The organism is Acinetobacter sp. ANC 4973, from assembly GCF_002135275.1.
In the GTDB taxonomy this organism is placed as follows: Bacteria; Pseudomonadota; Gammaproteobacteria; order Pseudomonadales; family Moraxellaceae; genus Acinetobacter; species Acinetobacter kyonggiensis.
On sequence record NZ_NEGM01000003.1, the window covers coordinates 33,989 to 55,514 of the forward strand.

Genomic DNA, 21,526 nt, shown 5'->3' on the forward strand with positions numbered 1-21,526 from the left:
CAATCTTGTTGGGTTGTTGTAATTAATACTTTGGTCGTTAAATTTTAACCAATTGCACTGATCAGATTACCAGATAGGGTATCATGACGTCATAGTTTCAGACTGTAGGCAATATGAATAGCTGGCTTATCATCGGGGTTCTGGCCCTCTATATCGCATTACTTTTTATCTGCGCATTTTTTGGGGAAAAACACGCCAGCCGATTAAGCACCCGTGGCCGCATGTTACTCTTTAGTCTAACTCTAGGCGTGTATTGTTCATCTTGGACCTTTTATGGTGCGACAGGGGCTGCTGTTCGTGAAGGTATTATCTTTCTACCCATTTATCTTGGACCACTGATATTTGTTGGGGTCGGTTATGATATTTGGCGACGTTTAGGTCGAGTTCGTCAGCACCATGCCATTTCCTCGATTGCCGACTTTGTCGCTGCACGTTATGGCAAAAGTGGGCCATTGGCATCTTTGGTGACAATTCTTGCCGTCATTGCCATCATTCCCTATTTGGCTTTACAGCTCAGAGCCATTGCCTTAAGTGCTGCGGTAATTTTACAACAGGATACCAACATAGAAAGCACCACCAATGGGGTACTTTTTCTGACGGGTATTTTAGCCATTCTGGCGATGATGTTTGGTACACGGCAAATTGCCAATACTGAACAACATGGCGGCTTAATGCTGGCTGTGGCTTTTGAATCTTTTGTGAAATTATTTGCTTTATTGTGTGTTGCCTTATTTTTTGTCTTTGAAGCACCCGATAATCTGGGACAAATTTCCAGTGATGTGGCCGATACCTTTAAACAGGTTCAGCTTTTTGGTGTGCCAGATACCTTTTGGGTACAAACCATGCTGGCGGCACTGGCGATTATTTGTTTACCACGCCAGTTCCATGTCGCGGTGGTTGAATTACGCGATGAAAAACATATTCGCGGGGCACGTCGTTGGTTTGCCGTTTATCTGATTCTCACAACCATTGCCATTATCCCGATTGCCAGTTGGGCCTTGCATGCTGCACCGCATTTTTTAGCGATTCCCGATGTCGCTGTTCTTTCCTTGCCACTGAGTTATAACCAAGATTGGTTAACCCTATTGGCTTTTTTAGGTGGTTTTTCTGCCTCTACAGGTATGCTGTTAGTGTCTTCGGTCGCCTTGTCGATTATGCTCAGTAATGACTTGATTATGCCGGCATTATGGCGTACTGGCCTACTTTCACGCCATGACAAACGTCTGCCGTTGGTACTGAAATTTACCCGTCGCGTCTGTATTTTAGCCGTCATGCTCTTGGGGTTTTTGTTCTTCCATTTCTTTAATGACATTGACCAACTCTCCGTTTTTGGATTGCTGGCCTTTAGTGCAGTAGCCCAATTCTCCCCTGCGCTGATCGGTGGACTATATTGGCGAGGTGGCAGTAAACAAGGGGTATATGCTGGACTGCTGACTGGCTTTTTCATGTGGTCATACACTTTACTGTTACCTACAATACTGCGCAGCTTGCCTGCTGAATATAGCCAATTCACCCACCAGTTCCTCAACCTCGGGCCTTTAGCGATTAACTGGTTACGTCCAGAAGCCTTACTGGGTTTTCAGTCTTTTGCCCCTTTGACTCATGGTGTGGTCTGGTCTTTGGGTCTCAATATTCTGCTCTATGTTTGGGTCTCGCGAATCTTTCGTCCCAGTATTGCCGAACAAATTCAAGCGGAAAGCTTTTTTTATTACGAAACCAAGCCCTTACCAACGCATACCAGTTCAACAGATATGAGCTACCTGAATCATGACGTTGCCCGTCTAAAAGTAGGGGATTTAATGGCCTTGGCCAAACGAATTACTGGTGAAGGGCCCGCCACACAGGCCTTTCAACAATTCTGTGCGCAAAATAATGTCGTCTTGAATGAAAATAGCAGTGCCAATGGCATGTGGTGGCGTTTCACAGAACAATATCTGGCTGGAACCATTGGTTCAGCTTCCGCACGGACTTTGCTCACCACAGCCATGGTCAATAATGGTTTAGCCTTGGGTCAGGTCGCGAATATTTTAGACCAAGCCTCGCAATGGCAGCGTTTTAACCAAAATCTGATTATGACCATGATTGACCACATGACCCAAGGGGTGAGTGTGGTGGATGAAAATATGTGCTTGGTGGCATGGAACAATCAATACCTGATACTTTTTGATTATCCAAAGGACATTGTTTATGTCGGTTGCCCGATTGCCGATTTAATTCGCTATAACGCAGAACGTGGCGAATGTGGCCCCGGTTCAGTGGAAGAACATGTGCGGAAACGGATTCATTGGATGGCGATGGGCAGTGCACATGAATTTGAACGCATTCGTAAAGATGGTCGGGTCATTCAAATGCGCGGCAATCCGATTGAAGGTGGTGGTTTCGTTACAACTTTTGCCGATATTACCGCTTTCCGTGAAAATGAAGCCGTACTTGAAGGACGTGTACAGGATCGTACTCAACAGCTTGCCAATGCCCTTTCCGAGCAACAATTGGCACGAGAACAAGCTGACCGCGCCAATATGTCAAAAAGTCGCTTTATTGCAGCAGCCAGCCATGACTTACTACAACCAATGCATGCTGCGCGTTTGTTTAGTACAGCATTAGAGCAAAGTGTACAGTCGGATGAAGACCGTAAGACTCTGCAACAGCTTGACCGTGCCTTACATGGTGCTGAAAGCATGTTATCAGCATTGTTAGATATTGCCCGTTTAGAAGGCGGCACCATTCAACCCAAGCGTCAACCCTATCCACTACATGACTTACTCAGTGATTTAGAACTGCAATTTAAGTCCATTGCAGCACAGCGTAACATTCAATTTAGTGTCCATGATGCCCAATTCTGGATTGATACCGATCCCCAATGGATTCGCCGTATTATTCAAAATTTTGTCAGTAATGCCTTACGTTATACCGCCAAAGGTCGGGTCATTGTCGGTGTTCTGCGTTCTGCGGAAAAACCACAACATATTCGCATAGGGGTATGGGATACGGGTCCGGGAATTGCTGAAGAACAACGCATTAAGCTGTTCCAAGAGTTTGAGCGCTGTGGGCACACTTCACCTTGGGGTGAACAAGGTCTTGGACTGGGCTTAGCCATTGTGCAACGTATGACCAGCCTGCTGGACTACCCTGTACATGTCTATTCTGAATATGGCAAAGGCTCTTGTTTCATGATTGAAGTGCCGATTGTCGAAGCACCTCAAGTGGTTGCCATCCCAACACAGGCCATTCCACTAAAAAGCAAAGCCTATAAAATTTTATGCTTAGACAATGATGAAACCATTTTAGAAGGCATGTCTACCCTACTGACAAAATGGGGCTATCAAGTCTTTAAAGCCACTGAACCTGAGCAAGCGTTAACCCTGATTCAGCAAGAAAATATTCAAGTCTGGTTGGTCGATCAACATTTGAATAACCATAAAATTGGTTTAGATTTCATTGTGGAAAATCGTCAAGAACAAGTTCCTGTCGCGCTTATTACGGCAGATTCTGATCCTGAACTGCCGCAGCATTTAAAAGAACTCAATATTGTCTTGCTGAAAAAACCGTTAAAACCTGCATCTCTGCGTTCATGGCTGTCTGGCTTAAAAATTTCCAGTTCTGAATCCTAAACTGCAAAATAAAACGTCCATTTCAAATTGATGAAATGGACGTTTTAAGACACAAATACACCTTTGATCAGCTGTACTGACAATTTATTTTTTTGTTTAGGCCAAACTGCTCAAAAAACCGCATTTTAAGTACTGTTCGATTGACTAAAAATTTCAACCTTGTATTTTCTATGGCAAAGAAGATCAAAATTTAAGTGAACACATGTACACTTGGTTACAATTTTTCAAAATACTGTTTTCAAATCATTTTTTATGCAAAAAACCCAATCTAAAACTTTAGTCGTATTTCGTTCAGTACGCTGCTAGACCATATATAAAAGCAAGAAAAGATCAGTTTTATCTCGCAATAGGCAGATCTGAAAAAACGCTGCTCACAGAAACTGATCATCAGACCAAAACACAGGAGTTTGAAGATGAACATTTCGCAAGCTGGAAATCATGATTTAGATCAATCGCAACAATTTTACCGTCAATATGGGACCAATGCCCTGTTACCCGAAATTCAATGGACTGAATTATTTAAACACAGCAAGTTGAATGACACCCATATTCAAGCTTTAAACACCTTGTACCAAAGTGCTGTACCCCTTGCATTACAAGTATTTGCCGATTTAAATTTTGATGTATTTACACCAGCAGCCCATAAACCACAAGGCTTAGGTCTATTTGAACGACTGGCTGAACAAGAAGATAAATTGGTTCAATCCTTAAAGACTGAATCGAATGGCTTAAGTGATGCTGTACGTCATCAAATTTGGAGCATGTTACTCCGTGGTGGCGCCGTGCTGGTCTTTAAAGCATGGCTTGGCAAGGTCAAAACCGATGAAAACTTATTAGATACCACACAATTTGACGAATTATCAGACCTGTTATTTATTAAAACCTCGCCTTTTGAACTGGCCCAGCACTTGGCTGTAAACGCAGATAATCGTGAAGATCATATTTTTCTCATGTATGGCAATGACATCTACCTAGACCATTTTAACAGCTTAGAAACAGCCGCTTTATTTGTCGACTTAGGTGTCTATGATGCTGCTTTTTTAAGCCTACGTGATGATAGTGTTGCCGAATACCTGAAAGAAAAATCCTATGTTTCTCAAGAACAGATTGATGATCTGCAATGCGCACTCAATCCATTATTTTGCACAGACCTCACACCTAAAAAAAGCTGGGTGATTTAGCTTAAATTTTTTCCTTGTTTAAATTGCAAAAATTTATCCGCATAAAAAAGGCACTTCCATGAAGTGCCTTTTTCTATTTCATACTGTGTTCAGAACATTATATTTTCTTTTCTTCAATATTTAACGCACCAATAGCCAAGACCGCTTGCGTACGATTTTGTACACCCAATTTACGGAAAATTGCTGTGACATGCGCTTTAATTGTTGCTTCAGAAACATCTAACTCGTAGGCGATCTGTTTATTTAACAACCCTTCCGCAACCATCATTAAAACGCGAAATTGTTGTGGCGTAAGTGATTGAATTCGTTCTGCCAATGCAGTTTCATCTGCCGCACGTGGATCAAAACTCAAATTCGCAGGTAAGTTGGGTGGTAGCCAAATTTCACCTTCCAGCACTTGGCGAATTGCCTCACCAATATGGCTTGGATGGGCTGATTTTGGAATATAACCCATCGCACCATGCGCAATCGCACGTTGAATGATTGAAACTTCTTCGTGTGCAGAAACGACAATAATCGGAATCGAAGGATATTGTGCACGCACATGAACCAAAGCGGAAAAGCCCGAAGCCCCCGGTAAATTCAAATCCAATAAAACCAAATCTGGTTCTGGTCCGTTATCTAAACGTTCATACAACTCATTTACTGCAGCTGTTTCATTAATTTGAGCTTGCGGTAAGCTATAACGAACTGCCTGAATTAAAGCATGACGAAATAACGGATGATCATCAACGATTAAAATGTTCATAAGCGACATGAAAGATCTTGTGCACAGTGATGGCTATTCTAACCACACAATCATCGTTAAGGATATGCAGGAATCACTTTTTTTACGCGATATGCCATTATTTTATAAAAAAATTAGTTTTTTTTTAGTTTTTCCAAAAATCATCAAATCTAATCACATTTTGATATAAATTTTATTCATGCAATGAAATTGCTTATTCAAATCCAATATAACTTTACTTTTCAAATAATTAAATCACCATTTTCGACCTCATGATTTTAAAAACTGTTATATCTTAAAAACAGATAACCTATTTTTTTTTCTTTATTTTACAGCACCTTCTGCAATGTTGATAAATGAACACTATTCCGAGATTCAACTTAGGTTCTACCTTCATGACCATTCTTAATCAACAAAAACCGCTTAACATTGTCGCTGTATCAGGCGGTTTAAATAACCCATCTAAAACAGAAGCTTTAGTACAAGAAATTCTCAATGAATTAGGCGAAGCTACCCCCATTCATGTGCATTTTATTAAATTCAGTGAAATTGGTCATTTACTCGGGGGTGCCATTTACCGTAATCAATTGCCACAACGGGTACAAGATGACTTGGCTGCGCTTGAAGCTGCCGATGCCCTCATCGTAGGAACACCTGTTTATCGTGCCTCTTTTACGGGTCTTTTTAAGCACTTTTTTGACTTTGTTGAACAAACTGCATTGGTTGATGTACCGGTTCTTTTAGCTGCATCGGGTGGTAGTGAACGTCATGCTTTGGTCCTTGAACATCAATTACGTCCATTGTTTAGCTTCTTCCAAGCACAGACTTTACCAATTGGTGTCTATGCAACAGATAAAGATTTTACCCCTGAATACACCATTCACAGTGCATTCTTGCGTGACCGTATTACTTTGGCTGTCGCACGTGCATTGCCTATTTTGGAATGGGCACCAGCGAAAGGTCAACGTGCAGAGGTGGTGAAAGAAAAAACTCAACTGGCCAACCAAAACTTGGGCATCAATACACAAATTGAGCAAGATGACGTTTTACCTTCTGCCGCAGTGCCCAATTTAGATGCCGCAGAATCTCGTCTACATCATAAAAAAGTACCAAAGCCTCAAGTGGCCTAAGTGAATACATCCAGCGAGAGGGTATAAATATGACTCAACCAAATCAAAAGATTACTTTTGCCTATTGGGTTCCGAATGTCAGCGGTGGTTTGGTGGTCAGTAATATCACACAGCGCACAGATTGGAGCTATGAATATAACGTGCGTTTAGCACAAGCCGCAGAAAAAAGTGGTTTCGACTATGCCCTCACCCAAATTCGTTTTACTGCGGGTTATGGTGCGGACAATCAGCATGAATCTGTGAGTTTCAGCCACGGGTTATTGGCAAAAACTGAAAAGCTGAAAGTGATTGCGGCAATTTTGCCGGGTCCTTGGAAACCCGCTTTAGCCGCAAAACAATTGGCCACAATTGACCATCTCACTCAGGGCCGTATCGCAATTAATGTGGTGAGTGGTTGGTTCCGTGGCGAGTTCGATGCCATTGGTGAAGAATGGCCAGAACATGATCAACGCTATGTACGTTCTGAGGAATTTATCCGTTGTTTAAAAGGTGTTTGGACTGAAGATCATTTTAGTTTTGAGGGTAAATATTACCAATTTAAAGATTACAGCTTAAAGCCAAAACCAGTGCAGAAACCGCATATCGAAATCTTTCAAGGAGGCAGCTCACGCGCTGCTCGTGATATGGCATCGCGTGTTTCCGATTGGTACTTTACCAATGGCAACACAACGGAGGAATTGAAAAAGCAAATTGATGACATTCGCGAAAAAGCCAAAGCCAATCATCACAGCGTAAAAATTGGCGTCAATGCCTTTATTATTGCCCGTGATACTGAAGAAGAAGCACAGGCAGTACTGCAAGAAATTGTTGATAAAGCCAATATTCAAGCGGTCAATGCATTTGGTGATGCCACACGTGAAGCGGGTGCCTCAACCACTGAAGGTGAAGGTAACTGGGCAAAATCAACCTTTGAAGATTTAGTCCAGTATAACGATGGCTTTAAAACCAATCTGATTGGCACACCGCAACAAATTGCAGAACGTATTGTTGCGTTAAAAAGTGTGGGAGTCGATTTGGTTCTGTCTGGCTTTTTACACTTTATTGAAGAGGTCGAATATTTTGGTCAGAAAGTTTTACCCTTGGTTCGTGAACTTGAAGCAAAACAACAGCAACAACTTGCAATTCAAGCGAAGTCAGCTTAACCACGTGCGTACAGCATAAGAATAACAATAAAAGCTCTCTCTCCATTCCCCCCAAGGCTCGGCTTGAGGGGATTTTTTTATGAACATTCAACGCAGTTTTAAATACCGATTGGCAAAAGTAATCGCCTTCTTTCATTCGTCATTTTTGGAGCAATACCAGCAGCTTGTAAAACCAAAATTTTAAATATGCGATTCAGTTCATCGAATGCAAATAAAAATACCGCCTGAGCCATCAGACGGTATCAGTAAACAATTTATCTATTGGGGTGCACCGTGAGGATTAAAGCTTCGACCACTTGTGGCTCAGCCAAGGTGGAAGTATCGCCTAAACTATCCAACTCATTGGCGGCAATTTTTCTTAAAATCCGGCGCATGATTTTACCAGAACGAGTTTTGGGCAAAGCCGGTGCCCAATGCAGTGCATCTGGTGTGGCAATCGGACCCAAAATTTTACGCACCCAATCGACCAATTCTTTGCGTAGTTCTTCTGATTCCTCTGTACCCGCTTGCAAAGTGACAAAAGAGCAAATCCCTTGTCCTTTAATCTCATGCGGCATACCCACCACAGCTGCTTCTGCAACAGCTTCATGGGCAACTAAGGCACTTTCGACTTCTGCTGTGCCTAAACGGTGTCCAGCGACATTTAGTACATCGTCCACACGTCCTGTAATCCAGTAATAGCCATCTTTGTCACGCCGTGCGCCATCTCCAGTGAAATAAACACCCGGATAAGTTGAAAAATAGGCTTCAATAAAACGCTCAGGATCGCCCCAAATGGTGCGCATTTGACCCGGCCAAGAATCCTTGATCACCAAGTTACCTTCGGCCTCACCTTCTAGTTCATGACCTTCAGCATCGACAATGGCCGGTTGTATGCCAAACAAGGGACGCGTTGCAGACCCCGGTTTTAAATCCGTGGCTCCCGGTAAAGGAGAAATTAAAATACCGCCTGTTTCCGTTTGCCACCATGTATCGACAACAGGACAGCGGCTTTCACCCACCACGGTATAGTACCAATTCCATGCCTCTGGATTAATTGGCTCACCCACCGATCCAATCAAACGTAGACTACTGCGGTCACTTTCCCGAACAAAGCGATCACCTTCACGCATCATGGCGCGAATGGCAGTCGGGGCGGTATAGAGGATGGTAACATTGTGCTTATCGACAATATGACCGGTACGTGCCCACGTCGGATACTGCGGTACACCTTCAAACATCAGCGTGGTCGTACCATTGGATAAAGGGCCATACAGGACATAAGAATGTCCGGTAATCCAGCCAACATCTGCGGTACACCAAAACACATCATCTTGTTTTAAATCGAAGACTTCACGGAACGTTGAATTCACATACGTGAGATAACCGCCTGTAGTATGCAATACACCTTTCGGTTTACCAGTTGAACCAGAGGTATACAGAATAAACAATGGATCTTCTGCATTCATCGGCTCAGGTGGGCAAACTTCATTGACCGACATGATTTCCATGTGATACCACAGGTCACGGCCTGCTTTTAACTCAATCGGATTGCCTGTACGATGCACTACAATCACATTTTGAACCGATTCAGTGCCCTGAACTTGCAGTGCAGCATCGACGTTTTCTTTCAGTGGAATGGGCTTACCACCACGCATCCCTGAATCTGCGGTAATCACAATTTTGGCTTGACTGTCTTCAATTCGACTCGCCAAGGCATCGGGTGAGAAGCCACCAAAAACCACACAATGTACCGCCCCAATTCGGGCACACGCCAACATTGAAATGGCCGCTTCAGAAACCATGGGCATATACAGCACGACACGGTCGCCTTTGCCCACACCGTGTTTCTTTAATACATTGGCAAAACGACAAGTTTCATCATGTAGTTCTTTAAAAGAAATAATTTTATGTCGTGAAGGGTGATCGCCTTCCCAAATAATCGCAGGTTTATGCGGGTGTTCTTTTAAATGTCGATCTAAGCAATTGGCACTGAGGTTGAGCTGCCCATCAGCAAACCATTCAATTTTAAAATTATCTTTGTTAAAACTGGTATTTTTAACTTGAGTAAAAGGTTTAATCCAATCCAGTTTATGCGCTTGTTCGGCCCAAAACTCATTTGGCTGATCAATGGATTGCTGATAACGCTCGAAATATTCAGATTCTACAAGACGAGCTGTTTTTTTAAATTCTTCGGGTACAGGATAGATTTCTTTCATTATTTACTTCCTTGATCTTATTCATCTCATCACGAGATGCTATGCCACGTTATTGATTTTATTCATTGCATATTCACAGTATGGCGATTATTTTTCAACCACTTCAATCATGCTTTGGTCGTAGTTTATTTATACAATTTAAAACATAAACACTTTATCGTATTCAACAAAAATAATCGTCTGATTCGTATCTGATCTGTTCTTTTAATCTTATAATTTAACAACAAGATGTACTGACTATTTTATCAAATACACGATTGTCTTAGCTCAACCTGATTTGGAAAAGCGTATGAACCCACAAGACTCAGCTCCCTTTTTTTCCAGATCTCAAGCAACGAACACAGATAATCCTTTGTCGCCGCAAGGTCGTTTTGGGCGTTTAAGTTCAATCGGCTGGTATGCTTTTGTCCATTTAGCAACCTTTTTAGCCACCATTGCCTTAAGCCTAACGGTGGGGATTTTTAATCTCAATACCCTGTCGATGGACCATCAGTTGGTCAATACATTAACGGGTATTGCGGGTCTAGGTTTTGTGGTGATTTTTCTGCTGTATCTCTATTTTTTAATGGTGATTACTGTGCGCCGTTTACATGACATGAACCGAAGTGGCTGGTTTATTTTATTGTTTATACTGCCCGTGCTGAATATTTTGCTGGGCTTGTATTTACTATTCGGTTCAGGCACGGCAGGCATCAATAGCTATGGTCTGCCACGCGAAACACCCGTTTGGGAAAAAATCTTAGCGTGGCTGATGATTATTCTGATGTTACTCAGTTTTTTGGCTTCAAGCAGCATGCTGTCTTATATGCTTGGTGCAGGTGAATTAGACATGCCACAAAATGTCATTCAAAAAGGCAGTGAATATTTTTAAAATACACACAGCATTTTTTCACAAAACTACAGCAAAAGCCCTGAGTTTTGGTTAAATTCCCCGTCAGTTTCAGGCAAAATACGCAACAATCAACCCAAACTCGGAAGTCCTGTGGCTGAACAAAATAATGCCTTGAGTGAAGTGACTCAAGGCACCTCTCAACTTCTACATGAAGCAACTGAGAAAACAGCAGAAACCGTCATCGCACATACCACGAAATATAATGATGCCTATTCCACCATCGATAAATTTGTCGATGGATTTTGGGAACGTGTGCCTTATTTATGTATCGCCATCGTGGTTTTTAGTCTTTTTTTACTGTTGGTCAAAGTCTTTAAATTCTTTGTGCGTAAAACCTTAGCCGACCGCTCTTATACTCGGCAGAACTTAGTTCTGGTGCTCAATCGCGTCGGTAGTTCTGTCATTATGTTCCTTGGTTTCCTAATTGCTATGGTGATTGCGATTCCAGGATTCACTCCCAGCCAACTCATGAGCGCACTGGGTATTGGTTCGGTCGCCATCGGTTTTGCCTTCAAAGACATCTTCCAAAATTTGCTTTCCGGTATTCTAATTTTATTGAGTGAACCGTTCAAAATTGGTGATGACATTATTGTGTCAGGCATGGAAGGCACCGTTGAAGATATTCAAATTCGTGCCACCTATTTACGCTCACCCGATGGTCGTCGTATCGTCATTCCAAATGCCACGGTCTATACCAGTCCAGTCACAGTCAATACCGCCTATCAACGTCGTCGCTGTGAATTTGTGGTCGGTATTGGTTATGAAGATGATATTCAAAAAGCCAAAAATATTATCATGGCCATTCTAGATCGAGATGTCAGCATCCTGAGCCAACCGGCATTTAGTGTCAATGTCAGTGCACTGGCCGATTTTTCAATTAACCTGAATGTACGCTGGTGGGTCGATACTACGGAAACTGCGACCTCAACATCGATCAGTACCGTTCAAGAACAAGTAATTCAAGCCTTTGCTGAACAGCACATTTCGATTCCTTACCCAGTACAGGAAGTCAAAGTGTATCGTGGTGATGCAGCCATACAGGACGATGCATCAGCTCGCGCTAAATAAGCGACCGAGCACATAAGAAATTACGGTTTCAGTACGCAAAATGCGGTTGCCTAGGCTGAATGCTTGGCAGCCGTTTTCTGTGAGCAAATCAATCTCATAAGGAATAAAACCGCCTTCAGGCCCAATCACAATCGTACAGGCATGCTCAATGGCAAATGGCATTTTGCGCTCTGCATAAGGATGTGCCACATAAGCAGGACGATCCGCTGTAATCAAACTGGGCAAGACATCTTCAACAAAAGGTTTAAAGCGTTTATAGATTTCAATTTGCGGGGCAACCGTGTCTCCTGCTTGTTCCAAACCAAGCGTCACATATTGATCCAATTGTTGCAAAAATGGCGTTTGCCAATAGCTTTTATCCACCCGATAACTGTGCAAAAGAATTATTTTTTCTACCCCTAAGGTGACACTATCCATCATTAAACGGCGCAGAACTTTCGGACGCGGCATGGCTAAAATTAAAGTCACGGGTAATTTTACTGGAACCGCTTCAATTTGAATCGGTTTAAGTTTGACTGCTTGTTCAGTCACTTCGACAATTTCGGTCAAGTAACGCTGCCCTTCTCGAATGCCAACTTTGAGACAATCACCCACTTGCACATTCACATGCTGTTTTAAATGTTCAAGCTGACGTTTCGATGTAATCGACCAAAGCTCGGATTCGGTTTGACGTGGGTCTAACAGGACAATATTCATAAAATCCAAACAAGATAAAAAATAGGCGCATAGACATATTCAGCTACCGCACAGGATTTTGCTACCTTGCGAAGCAGTGCTTCTCATCTTTTAAAAGTAGGAAAGACCTACACGAAAAAATAAGAACCTAGCCAGACTTTTGAGGTCGTGAGTACTGTGATCTCAAATTGTTTCTAAAGATACTGATCTATCACTGTAATATGCTTTGCTAAAGAACCTGTATTTTTCTGCATGATCTGCTGCGCTGCAATGTTGAGTTTTTCGGCTTTAGATTTATCGGTCAACAGTTCAATTAAAACTTGAGCCGCTTGCTCGGCATCTTCTACAACGGTTACGCCTTCAACAGCCACAAACTCATCGACAATGGTTTGGAAATTAAAATAATTTTTGCCCAACACCGTCGGTACATGGAGCGCAATAGGCTCTAAAATATTATGACCGCCACCCGGTTCATTCAATGAACCGCCGACAAAACAGACTTGACTTAAGGCATACCACAACCACATCTCGCCCATGCTATCAGCCAAATAGACTTGAGTATCCGCTGCGATACTCTGCCCTAAACTGCGCCGCTGTGTTTTAAGTTGTAAGTCCTGTGCCAACTGAAAGACTTCATCAAAGCGTTCAGGATGACGTGGTACAACTATCACCAACAGCTCTGGACATTGGCTTAAATAAGGCTTTAAAGCGGTCAGTAATTTTTGTTCTTCGGGCGCATGCGTACTGGCAAGGGTAATGATTTTACGCGCTGTTAAATTCCACCCTTGTTTTAATTGCTCAGCCTGTTGGATGAAACTTTCAGGGGCATGAATATCAAACTTAATACTGCCCAAGACCTGACTTTTACTTGCAGCCATGCCTAAATTTAGGTAACGCTGTAAAGTGGCTTGATCTTGTGCCAGTAAGCGGTCTAATCCACTCAGCATACCTTGGGTTAAACGTGGCACTTTGGCATAACCTTGGGCTGATTTTTCCGAAAGACGTGCATTGATCAATAAACAAGGCACATCAAAGTGTTTGGCTTGATCAATTAAATTGGGCCATATCTCTGTTTCGACCAAAACCAATACTTTGGGCTGATATTTTTGATAGAACGCCCGTACCAATTGTTTCTGATCGGCAGGCAAATACACCGCTTGGAACAAAGACTGATACGGTGCTTTTAAAAAGAGTGATTTAGCACGGGCTTGACCCGTTTTGGTGGTATTGGTCACTAAAACAGGATGACCCAATTTTAAATAGTGTTCAATTAACGGTTGTGCGGCATTGGTTTCCCCAACAGAAACCACATGAAACCATATTGCATTGCGGTTTTTGGGCTGTTGAAAAGGACCAAAGCGCTCAAGGCATTCTTGTTGCAACTGCTCCATATTCAACGCACGTTTTTTTATTCGCCATTTATACAATGGCTTGATCATGGATAATGCTGCGTTGTACCAAAAAGGAGTAGCCAAACAAATTGCCTCAAATATGATTGAATCGGCAAAATATAACAGAGCAGCCTTCACATGTTAATGAATTCTGCTCTGCCAAATGATTTATTCTGCTATGTATAGGGATAAAATTAGCTTTCAGCGAATTGCTTTTTGAAAAATGGATAGTCAATATAGCCTTCTGCCACATCGGTTCCAATCATATTTTCAAGCTTCAATTCATTCAGTGGCTCATCTTGTACTAAACGTTCAAAAAGGTCTGGATTAGAAATATAGTCTTTACCAAAAGACACGGCTTCGGCTTGACCCGATGCCAATAAATCCAATGCATCCTCACGACTTAAACGCATATTGGCAATATACGGCACACCATTTGAACGCTGTTTCATGTCAAGGCTAATGCTTCCCGCATCAATATATTCACGGGTAAAGAAGAAAGCGATGTGACGTTGACCCAATTCTTGCATGGCATAACCAAAGGTTTGTTTCGGGTTCGCATCGCCCATGTCATGCTCATCACCACGTGGTGCCAAATGTACACCGACACGGCCTGCACCCCAAACTTCAATTAAAGCATCCACCACTTCAAGCAAAAAACGCGCACGGTTTTCAACAGAACCGCCATAGCTATCCTGACGCTGATTGGTCGAACTTTGCAGGAACTGGTCAATTAAATAACCATTGGCTGCATGCAATTCCACACCATCAAAACCTGCGGCTTTGGCACGAATAGCAGACTGTTTATATTGTTCAACAATCGTTTGAATTTCAGCAATTTCAAGTGGACGTGGCACTACATAATCACGTTTCGGACGCAATAAACTGACTTGACCTTTTTGCTGCACATTACTTGCAGAAACAGGTGTGTCACCACCCAGTAAATCAGGATGTGAAACACGCCCCACATGCCATAATTGTGCAACAATTAAACCGTCTTTGGCATGTACTGCATCGGTCACTACTTTCCAACCGTCAACTTGAGCATCGCTAAAAAGTCCCGGTGTTTTTTCATAACCATTGGCTGCTTCAGAAATCACAATCGCTTCAGAAATGATTAAACCAGCACTTGCACGTTGTGCATAATATTCAGCCATCATTGCTGTAGGTACACGATCAGTCGTTGCACGACTACGTGTTAACGGCGCCATCACCACACGGTTTTTAAGTTTGAGTTCACCAAATTGAATTGGTGTTGAAAAATCTGTCATCAAGCAATCCTCTCACAGCTTGCTTGGACTTAGTGAAGTCTAAAGCGCGTGCTGTAAATGTTGTAAAAATTCTTGGATCAGTGCTTCATTACGTGAGAAATAAGACCATTGCCCATATTTGGTTACATGAATCAGCCCTGCTTGTTGCAGAACAGATAAATGATTGGACATGGTCGATTGAGAAATATCAGCAATTTTTTCCATGTGCCCTGCACACACCCCACGACTAAAATCATTTCCACATTCTTCAGCGGAAATAAAACGTTTAGGTTCTTTTAAACATTGCAGAATCTGACGTCTAATCGGGTTGGCTAAGGCTTTATAAATTGCTTCTGTGTCCATCTCATTTCACTCATGTTCATGATCAGCACCTTACCTAGAATTCATTATATCTATTTTTTACGATATTAATATCGTTATTTTTCGATACAAAGATTCTTTTTGTAAATTGCTAAAATTTTGTACAACTTTATTCTATTCTAACATTGTCTGATCAATGAATGAATTCACTCATCTAACCAAATTTTACCGTTAAAAAAACAGAGGACTAGCCTCTGTTTTTCAGGAATAAACTTAGAGACCTTGTTTTAAACTGGCTTCAATAAATTTATCCAAATCACCATCCAGTACAGCACCTGTATTGGAACTTTCCACACCAGTACGCAAATCTTTAATGCGTGAGTCATCCAGTACATATGAACGAATCTGACTGCCCCAACCAATATCAGATTTGGTATCTTCTAGAGCTTTCGCGGCATCATTACGAATTTGCATTTCTCGTTCATAGAGTTTTGCACGTAACTGTTTCCAAGCATGATCACGGTTGGCATGTTGTGAACGCTGGTTCTGGCACGCCACCACAATACCTGTTGGCGCATGGGTTAAACGCACCGCAGAGTCGGTTTTGTTAATGTGCTGACCACCTGCCCCTGATGCACGATAAGTATCGGTACGGACATCGGCTGGATTGATGTCAATCTCAATATTGTCATCCACTTCAGGTGAGACAAACACCGCAGAGAATGAAGTATGACGACGGTTGCCCGAGTCAAAAGGTGATTTACGCACTAAACGATGTACACCAGATTCGGTACGCAACCAACCATAAGCATATTCGCCTTCGACACGAATGGTGGCCGACTTAATCCCTGCCACATCACCGTCCGATTCTTCCATCAATTCCGCTTTAAAGCCATGACGTTCAATCCAACGCAAATACATACGCAGCAGCATTGACGCCCAATCTTGTGCTTCTGTACCGCCAGAACCGGCCTGAATTTCGACGTAGCATGGATTTGGATCCATAGGATTGCTAAACATACGACGGAATTCAAGTTTCGCTAACTCTTCTTCAGCAGTGGTTAACTCGGCTTGCACATCTTCAAGTAAACTTTCATCATCCGCTTCAACTGCCAAATCAAGCAATGCTTGTGCATCATCTAGTTGAGTCGATAAATCTTCTAATACATTTAGGACGTTTTCAAGCTCACCTTTTTCTTTGGCCATGGCTTGAGCACGGGCTTGGTCATTCCAAATACTTGGATCTTCCAATTCACGGAGAACTTCTTCTAAACGCTCTTTCTTCAGATCGTAGTCAAAGATACCCCCGTAGTGTTTGACCACGGTCGTTTAAGTCTTTTAATTGGTTTAGATAAGGATTAATTTCCACGTGAATTACTCTCAATCAGCATATTAGGCTTAAATAGCCGCAAATTATATCACAGAGCATTCAAGGAATTTGAGCAGGATTATTTTTGTCTAAGTGCTTGACCAAAATGTATTATTTATGAACAATGCGCATGTTTTTTAAACATAATGACAATTTCTTTATAACAATAACCGTTTGGGGGTTTTATGAAACGCAGTTTATTCGCGTTGGGTCTTGCTGTAATGGCATCTTCAAGTTTTGCTTATAATGCTCAAGTCGATGCTGGCTTTAGCTATTTTGATCACGATAGTGACTGGATTGATTCGAATGGTCAATTCGATTTAAAAGGCACATTCTATTTCGAGCCAGTGGATACAAAAAATAGTCCTTTCAATGAAGCTGCATTTCTCGGTCATAATAGTCATGTATATGCCCAATATGGTTATGAATACTTGGACACCCAAACTGTGGATGTCTCTAAGTTCTTTGACTTCCCTATAGCTGCCGTTGGCACAGCAGAATATGACAGCCACAGTATCGCTGCGGGTATGGAATACTTCTATGAACAATTCTATTTTGCCAGTGAGCTGGGGCTGGTTCAAGACAAAGCTGAAGCAACCGTAACGGCCTTAGGCATGACCCATACAGCAAGCGCTGACAAGGACACCACGACTTATCGTGCCCTTGTCGGTTATATGCCTTTGTCGAACCTATTATTCGCTGCGGGTATTGATGGTTTTCAAGGCGACAATGACCATGATGAAAACCATTTCGCAGTCCGTGCCAAATATGTTGCCCCTCTAGCGCAAGGTCAATTTATTAATTTAGAGGCAAATGGCGCTTTTGGCGATACAGACTCAGTGATGGTTGCTGCCGACTATTACCTCGATCATGCTTTTAGCTTTGGTGCGGCATATAGCATTATTGATGATGGAGAAGATGATGCTGATTTCTTCTCGATTCGTTCGAAATATTTCATCAATTCTAACTTCGCAGTCGGTGGTGCAGTGGGTTTTGGTGATGATATTCAAGCATTGAATATCAATGCAACTTACCGCTTCTAAGCTTAAAAACCAGCGCTAAAATGCAGATAAAAGCATGCTCAATCGAGGGTGCTTTTATATTTCTAAAAAATTAAAATGTTACAAAATGCTTAATTTTTTATAGAAAAATCCATTAAATCCACAAAATATCCACAATTTTAATAAAACAAAACATTTTAATAATTACTTAATTTACAATTATTTAATACCAATAATTTACATAAAATTACGTTCGCAACATTTCTGTAACTCTGCAATGATTGACCTCGTTTCATTTTGCTCTAGACTAAAAGTTGTAACAAAAAATGTATTAATTTTAACCATAAATTTGAGGGGTAGTATCCATGAAAAAACTAGCAATCGCATCTGCTGTACTTTCAGCACTTGTTCTTACAGGTACAGCTCATGCATACCAAGCTGAAGTAGGCGCATCAGCAGCTTATCTTGACCCTGATCATGGTGGTTCAGGCAATGCTTTTGGTGTAGATGGTACTTATTACTTTAACCCTGTACAAACGCGTAATGCCCCACTTGCAGAGGCAGCATTCCTTGACCGTGCCAGCAACGTAAATGCCCATGCAACATTTGCTGACCGTGGTGATGTTGACAACAATACCTATGGTGTTGGTGCTGAATTCTATGTTCCAAACTCAGATTTTTATCTAGGTGGTGATATCAGCCGTAACAATGCTGAATATCGTAATGCTCTCGGTCAAAAATATGACTTCGATACCACGTATTATGCCGCTGAAGTCGGTTATCTTCCTGCACCAGGCTTATTAATTGCCGCGGGTGTGAAAGGTTATGATAACGACAATGACGACGGTGTAGATCCAACACTACGTGCTAAATACGTGACTACACTCAGCAATGGCAAAGACATTAACTTAGAAGCGGGTGCTGCATTTGGTGATCTAGACGAATACAACCTTGCTGCAGATTACTTCATTGATAAAACACTTAGCATTGGTGCCGACTACCGTAATAACGATCTCACTGATCAAAGCGAATTTGGAATTAATGCACGTAAATTCTTGAATCAACAAGTCAGCCTTGAAGGTCGTGTTGGTTTTGGTGAAGTCGGTAACAACGACTACAACTCATTTGGTGTCGCTGCGAAATACCGCTTCTAATCAAACAAAATAGATATTCATGTCATAAAAAACCGCTCAAATGAGCGGTTTTTTAATGCTCTAAATGTATGACCCGTAATTGCAAACTCACCTTGCCATTAAATTCATTTTGATCGAGTTCATACACCAATCGGACACGCTCTTGCATGGCATCAAATTCAAATTTCTCACTGGCATTAAAAGCAATCGCTTCCACAATTTGCCCATTGTCTAAAGCCAAGCGTAGTTTTAAATGGCTGTCTTTCAACCAGCGAGAATCTAAAACTTTAAACACACCTTCAAAAATAGGCGATGGAAATTTTTGCCCCCAAGGGGTTAAATTCTGTAGCAACTGCACCGTTTCAAGTTGAAAGTTTTCTGTTGCTAATTCACCATCCGTCCATACAGTGGCATGAAATAGTGACTCATCCATGGTCGAAATCAATTGTTCAAAAGCTTGCTTAAATTGTTCAAAATGCACTTTCTGAAGGGTTAAACCTGCTGCCGCGGCATGCCCACCAAAGTGGCTGACCAAATGTGGATGTTGTTCTGCAATCATCTCGATGGCATCACGAATATGCACACCGTCTATCGACCGAGCAGAACCTTTGATATGAATCCCGTCATCATCCGCTGCAAACACAATACTTGGACGATGAAATTGTTCTTTCAAACGCCCTGCGACAATACCAATCACCCCCTGATGCCAATGTTCATCAAACATCACCAACGTGGCAGGTAAATGCTGCTGATCTAACCGCAATTTTTCCAGTTCAACCAAAGCCTGCTGCTTCATTTGCAATTCGACTTGGCGACGCTCAACATTTAAATCATTCAGTTGCTGTGCCAGTGGATAAGCCGTTTGCATATCCTGCGCCAATAGACATTCAATGCCAATGTCCATGGTTTCCATCCGCCCTGCGGCATTCACCCGAGGCCCCAAAACAAAGCCTAAATCTTGTGCTTTAAGCTGTGCGGGGTCACGTCCTGCAATATCCAAAAGCGCGCTGATTCCTGCACGGCATTGATTTTGCTGGATCCGTTTCACCCCCGCATCCACCAAAATTCGGTTGTTATAATCTAAACTTGCCACATCCGCATAAGTGCCTAAAGCCACCAAGTCTAAATACTGGGTCACTTTACTGGTCGATTTACCCAATTGACTGCGATAACTCGATAGTCGTGCCAACAGGTAAAATGCAACCCCAACCCCTGCCAAGTCTTTACTTGGAAACTCACAGCCCAATTGATTCGGGTTCACCACCGCTTCAGCATTGGGTGTTTCTTTGGTGGTCAGATGGTGATCGGTAATAATCACTTGCATGCCATGGGCCTGCGCTTGTTCGACACCTGCATGACTTGAAATACCATTATCGACCGTAATCAGCAGATCCGGTTGATAGCGACTAAACGCTAAATCGGCAATTTTGGCTGTTAAACCATAACCATATTTAAAACGGTCAGGAACCAAATATTCGACCTTGGCCCCCATATCGCGCAGGGCTAAAACCATCAAAGCAGTACTGGTTGCCCCATCAGCATCATAGTCACCGACAATGATGATTTTTTTATTTTGATCAATCGCTTGGTCAATAATTTGAATGGCTTGCTCTAAACCTTTCATATTGGGCGCAAGTAAATGTTTCAGTTTAAACTCAAGTTCTTGTGCTGATTGCACCCCACGACGCGCTAAAATTTGGGCAATAAATGGCGACACGCCCTGAATGTTTTCAGGGCGTGTAATCAAAGGGCGCTGCTGAATCAATGTTTTTGGCATTTAAGGCATAAGTCGTTGTAAGGTCCATAGACCATCGATTTTTTCATAACTTAAACGGTCATGTAAACGGTTTGGACGACCTTGCCAAAATTCATAATAATCGGGTAGCAAACGATAGCCCCCCCAGAATTCAGGCTTAGTCAATTCGGCTTTTTCTGTCACTTGTTCATGCAAGGCTTGGAAACGTGTTTGTAATTCTTCACGGCTGGCAATAACACCACTTTGCGGCGTACTAATGTGCGCTGCAATTTGGCTATCACGTGGACGTTTATGATAATAGTCCGTTGACTCCGCTAAAGAGATCTTTTCAACCTTACCACTGACACGAATTTGACGTTCCAATTCAGGCCAATAAAACAACAATTCCGCATATGGATTGCTAATTAAATCTAGGCCTTTTTGACTGTCATAATTACTATAAAAGTCATAACCTGCTTCAGTTGCACCACGCAATAATACGGTACGTACATGCGGACGACCCTGTGCATTTGCCGTTGCCAAAGACATGGCATAAGGTTCATGCAAGTGCGCGGCTAAAGCAGCATTAAACCAGTTTAAAAACTGCTGATGTGGATTTTCATCCACCTGAGTTTCATGTAACTCATCTTTTTGATAACTTAAGCGCAGTTCGCTTAAGTCTTTAATCACATCATCCATAGA

General features: G+C 42.2%; 18 protein-coding genes. 8 read left to right on the top strand and 10 right to left on the bottom strand.

What is annotated here, in order from left to right; genetic code table 11:
• Positions 1-113: 113 nt before the first annotated feature.
• Entirely contained in the window at positions 114-3,611 is a 3,498-nt protein-coding gene (locus B9T30_RS04915; RefSeq protein WP_086184029.1) for a PAS domain-containing hybrid sensor histidine kinase/response regulator, read from the top strand.
• Positions 3,612-4,024: 413 nt separating this feature from the next.
• Positions 4,025-4,792, top strand: coding sequence for a hypothetical protein (locus B9T30_RS04920; protein WP_086184030.1), 768 nt, complete (start codon positions 4,025-4,027; stop codon positions 4,790-4,792).
• A 97-nt stretch (positions 4,793-4,889) separates the two neighbouring features.
• Here B9T30_RS04920 and B9T30_RS04925 read toward each other — a convergent pair whose 3' ends face one another.
• Positions 4,890-5,540: a response regulator gene (locus B9T30_RS04925; RefSeq protein ID WP_086184031.1), complete on the bottom strand. Its 651-nt coding sequence runs from the start codon at positions 5,538-5,540 to the stop codon at positions 4,890-4,892.
• A gap of 374 nt (positions 5,541-5,914) precedes the next feature.
• On the opposite strand from B9T30_RS04925, the gene msuE reads away from it, so the two are divergent.
• Together msuE and sfnG are read left to right on the top strand one after the other, a co-directional pair.
• A complete protein-coding gene (msuE, locus tag B9T30_RS04930) occupies positions 5,915-6,649 on the top strand; it encodes an FMN reductase (protein WP_086184032.1) in 735 nt (244 codons plus the stop codon).
• A gap of 29 nt (positions 6,650-6,678) precedes the next feature.
• The gene (gene sfnG, locus B9T30_RS04935; protein ID WP_086184033.1) at positions 6,679-7,791 is read left to right on the top strand and encodes a dimethylsulfone monooxygenase SfnG; all 1,113 of its coding nucleotides are present in this window, start codon (positions 6,679-6,681) and stop codon (positions 7,789-7,791) included.
• Positions 7,792-7,889: 98 nt separating this feature from the next.
• Here sfnG and B9T30_RS16785 read toward each other — a convergent pair whose 3' ends face one another.
• Both B9T30_RS16785 and acs read right to left on the bottom strand, forming a co-directional pair.
• Complete coding sequence (locus tag B9T30_RS16785; RefSeq protein WP_264754373.1) at positions 7,890-8,024, bottom strand: hypothetical protein; 135 nt, start codon at positions 8,022-8,024, stop codon at positions 7,890-7,892.
• Between the two features lie 21 nt (positions 8,025-8,045).
• A complete protein-coding gene (acs, locus tag B9T30_RS04940) occupies positions 8,046-9,989 on the bottom strand; it encodes an acetate--CoA ligase (RefSeq protein ID WP_086184034.1) in 1,944 nt (647 codons plus the stop codon).
• 289 nt (positions 9,990-10,278) lie between these two features.
• Here acs and B9T30_RS04945 point away from each other — a divergent pair, with 289 nt between their 5' ends.
• The gene (locus B9T30_RS04945; RefSeq protein WP_086184035.1) at positions 10,279-10,860 is read left to right on the top strand and encodes a DUF805 domain-containing protein; all 582 of its coding nucleotides are present in this window, start codon (positions 10,279-10,281) and stop codon (positions 10,858-10,860) included.
• A 111-nt stretch (positions 10,861-10,971) separates the two neighbouring features.
• On the top strand, positions 10,972-11,949 hold the full coding sequence (locus tag B9T30_RS04950) for a mechanosensitive ion channel family protein (protein ID WP_086184036.1): 978 nt from the start codon (positions 10,972-10,974) through the stop codon (positions 11,947-11,949).
• Here B9T30_RS04950 and B9T30_RS04955 read toward each other — a convergent pair.
• The 5 genes from B9T30_RS04955 to prfB form a co-directional block, all read right to left on the bottom strand.
• Complete coding sequence (locus tag B9T30_RS04955) at positions 11,932-12,645, bottom strand: 16S rRNA (uracil(1498)-N(3))-methyltransferase (RefSeq protein ID WP_086184037.1); 714 nt, start codon at positions 12,643-12,645, stop codon at positions 11,932-11,934. The genes B9T30_RS04950 and B9T30_RS04955 overlap by 18 nt on opposite strands.
• 173 nt (positions 12,646-12,818) lie before the next feature.
• Positions 12,819-14,099, bottom strand: a complete 1,281-nt coding sequence (locus B9T30_RS04960) for a 3-deoxy-D-manno-octulosonic acid transferase (RefSeq protein ID WP_086184185.1) — start codon at positions 14,097-14,099, stop codon at positions 12,819-12,821.
• Positions 14,100-14,209: 110 nt separating this feature from the next.
• Entirely contained in the window at positions 14,210-15,286 is a 1,077-nt protein-coding gene (locus B9T30_RS04965) for an alkene reductase (protein WP_086184038.1), read from the bottom strand.
• A 39-nt stretch (positions 15,287-15,325) separates the two neighbouring features.
• Positions 15,326-15,628 (bottom strand): ArsR/SmtB family transcription factor, encoded by a 303-nt coding sequence (locus tag B9T30_RS04970; protein ID WP_074947601.1) that lies wholly within the window; start codon positions 15,626-15,628, stop codon positions 15,326-15,328.
• 231 nt (positions 15,629-15,859) lie between these two features.
• Positions 15,860-16,955 (bottom strand): peptide chain release factor 2 gene (gene prfB / locus B9T30_RS04975; protein ID WP_139243538.1). Its coding sequence is split into 2 segments (ribosomal slippage): positions 15,860-16,882 and positions 16,884-16,955, totalling 1,095 coding nucleotides; the frame shifts between segments, so codons are not numbered across the junction.
• Between the two features lie 185 nt (positions 16,956-17,140).
• Between prfB and B9T30_RS04980 the strand changes: the two genes are divergently transcribed.
• Positions 17,141-17,998 (top strand): putative porin, encoded by an 858-nt coding sequence (locus B9T30_RS04980; protein ID WP_086184039.1) that lies wholly within the window; start codon positions 17,141-17,143, stop codon positions 17,996-17,998.
• Positions 17,999-18,321: 323 nt separating this feature from the next.
• A complete protein-coding gene (locus tag B9T30_RS04985; RefSeq protein ID WP_086184040.1) occupies positions 18,322-19,110 on the top strand; it encodes a putative porin in 789 nt (262 codons plus the stop codon).
• A gap of 52 nt (positions 19,111-19,162) precedes the next feature.
• Here B9T30_RS04985 and recJ read toward each other — a convergent pair whose 3' ends face one another.
• Both recJ and pdxH read right to left on the bottom strand, forming a co-directional pair.
• Positions 19,163-20,866: a single-stranded-DNA-specific exonuclease RecJ gene (gene recJ / locus B9T30_RS04990; RefSeq protein ID WP_086184041.1), complete on the bottom strand. Its 1,704-nt coding sequence runs from the start codon at positions 20,864-20,866 to the stop codon at positions 19,163-19,165.
• On the bottom strand, positions 20,867-21,523 hold the full coding sequence (gene pdxH / locus B9T30_RS04995) for a pyridoxamine 5'-phosphate oxidase (RefSeq protein ID WP_086184042.1): 657 nt from the start codon (positions 21,521-21,523) through the stop codon (positions 20,867-20,869).
• Positions 21,524-21,526 lie beyond the last annotated feature (3 nt).

Excerpts from the sequence above, each read along its gene's own strand:
- B9T30_RS04915 (WP_086184029.1), top strand. The coding sequence starts at position 114 with ATGAATAGCTGGCTTATCATCGGGGTTCTGGCCCTCTATATCGCATTA.
- B9T30_RS04920 (WP_086184030.1), top strand. The coding sequence starts at position 4,025 with ATGAACATTTCGCAAGCTGGAAATCATGATTTAGATCAATCGCAACAA.
- B9T30_RS04925 (WP_086184031.1), bottom strand. The coding sequence starts at position 5,540 with ATGAACATTTTAATCGTTGATGATCATCCGTTATTTCGTCATGCTTTA.
- msuE (WP_086184032.1), top strand. The coding sequence starts at position 5,915 with ATGACCATTCTTAATCAACAAAAACCGCTTAACATTGTCGCTGTATCA.
- sfnG (WP_086184033.1), top strand. The coding sequence starts at position 6,679 with ATGACTCAACCAAATCAAAAGATTACTTTTGCCTATTGGGTTCCGAAT.
- B9T30_RS16785 (WP_264754373.1), bottom strand. The coding sequence starts at position 8,024 with ATGGCTCAGGCGGTATTTTTATTTGCATTCGATGAACTGAATCGCATA.
- acs (WP_086184034.1), bottom strand. The coding sequence starts at position 9,989 with ATGAAAGAAATCTATCCTGTACCCGAAGAATTTAAAAAAACAGCTCGT.
- B9T30_RS04945 (WP_086184035.1), top strand. The coding sequence starts at position 10,279 with ATGAACCCACAAGACTCAGCTCCCTTTTTTTCCAGATCTCAAGCAACG.
- B9T30_RS04955 (WP_086184037.1), bottom strand. The coding sequence starts at position 12,645 with ATGAATATTGTCCTGTTAGACCCACGTCAAACCGAATCCGAGCTTTGG.
- B9T30_RS04965 (WP_086184038.1), bottom strand. The coding sequence starts at position 15,286 with ATGACAGATTTTTCAACACCAATTCAATTTGGTGAACTCAAACTTAAA.
- B9T30_RS04970 (WP_074947601.1), bottom strand. The coding sequence starts at position 15,628 with ATGGACACAGAAGCAATTTATAAAGCCTTAGCCAACCCGATTAGACGT.
- B9T30_RS04980 (WP_086184039.1), top strand. The coding sequence starts at position 17,141 with ATGAAACGCAGTTTATTCGCGTTGGGTCTTGCTGTAATGGCATCTTCA.
- B9T30_RS04985 (WP_086184040.1), top strand. The coding sequence starts at position 18,322 with ATGAAAAAACTAGCAATCGCATCTGCTGTACTTTCAGCACTTGTTCTT.
- recJ (WP_086184041.1), bottom strand. The coding sequence starts at position 20,866 with ATGCCAAAAACATTGATTCAGCAGCGCCCTTTGATTACACGCCCTGAA.
- pdxH (WP_086184042.1), bottom strand. The coding sequence starts at position 21,523 with ATGGATGATGTGATTAAAGACTTAAGCGAACTGCGCTTAAGTTATCAA.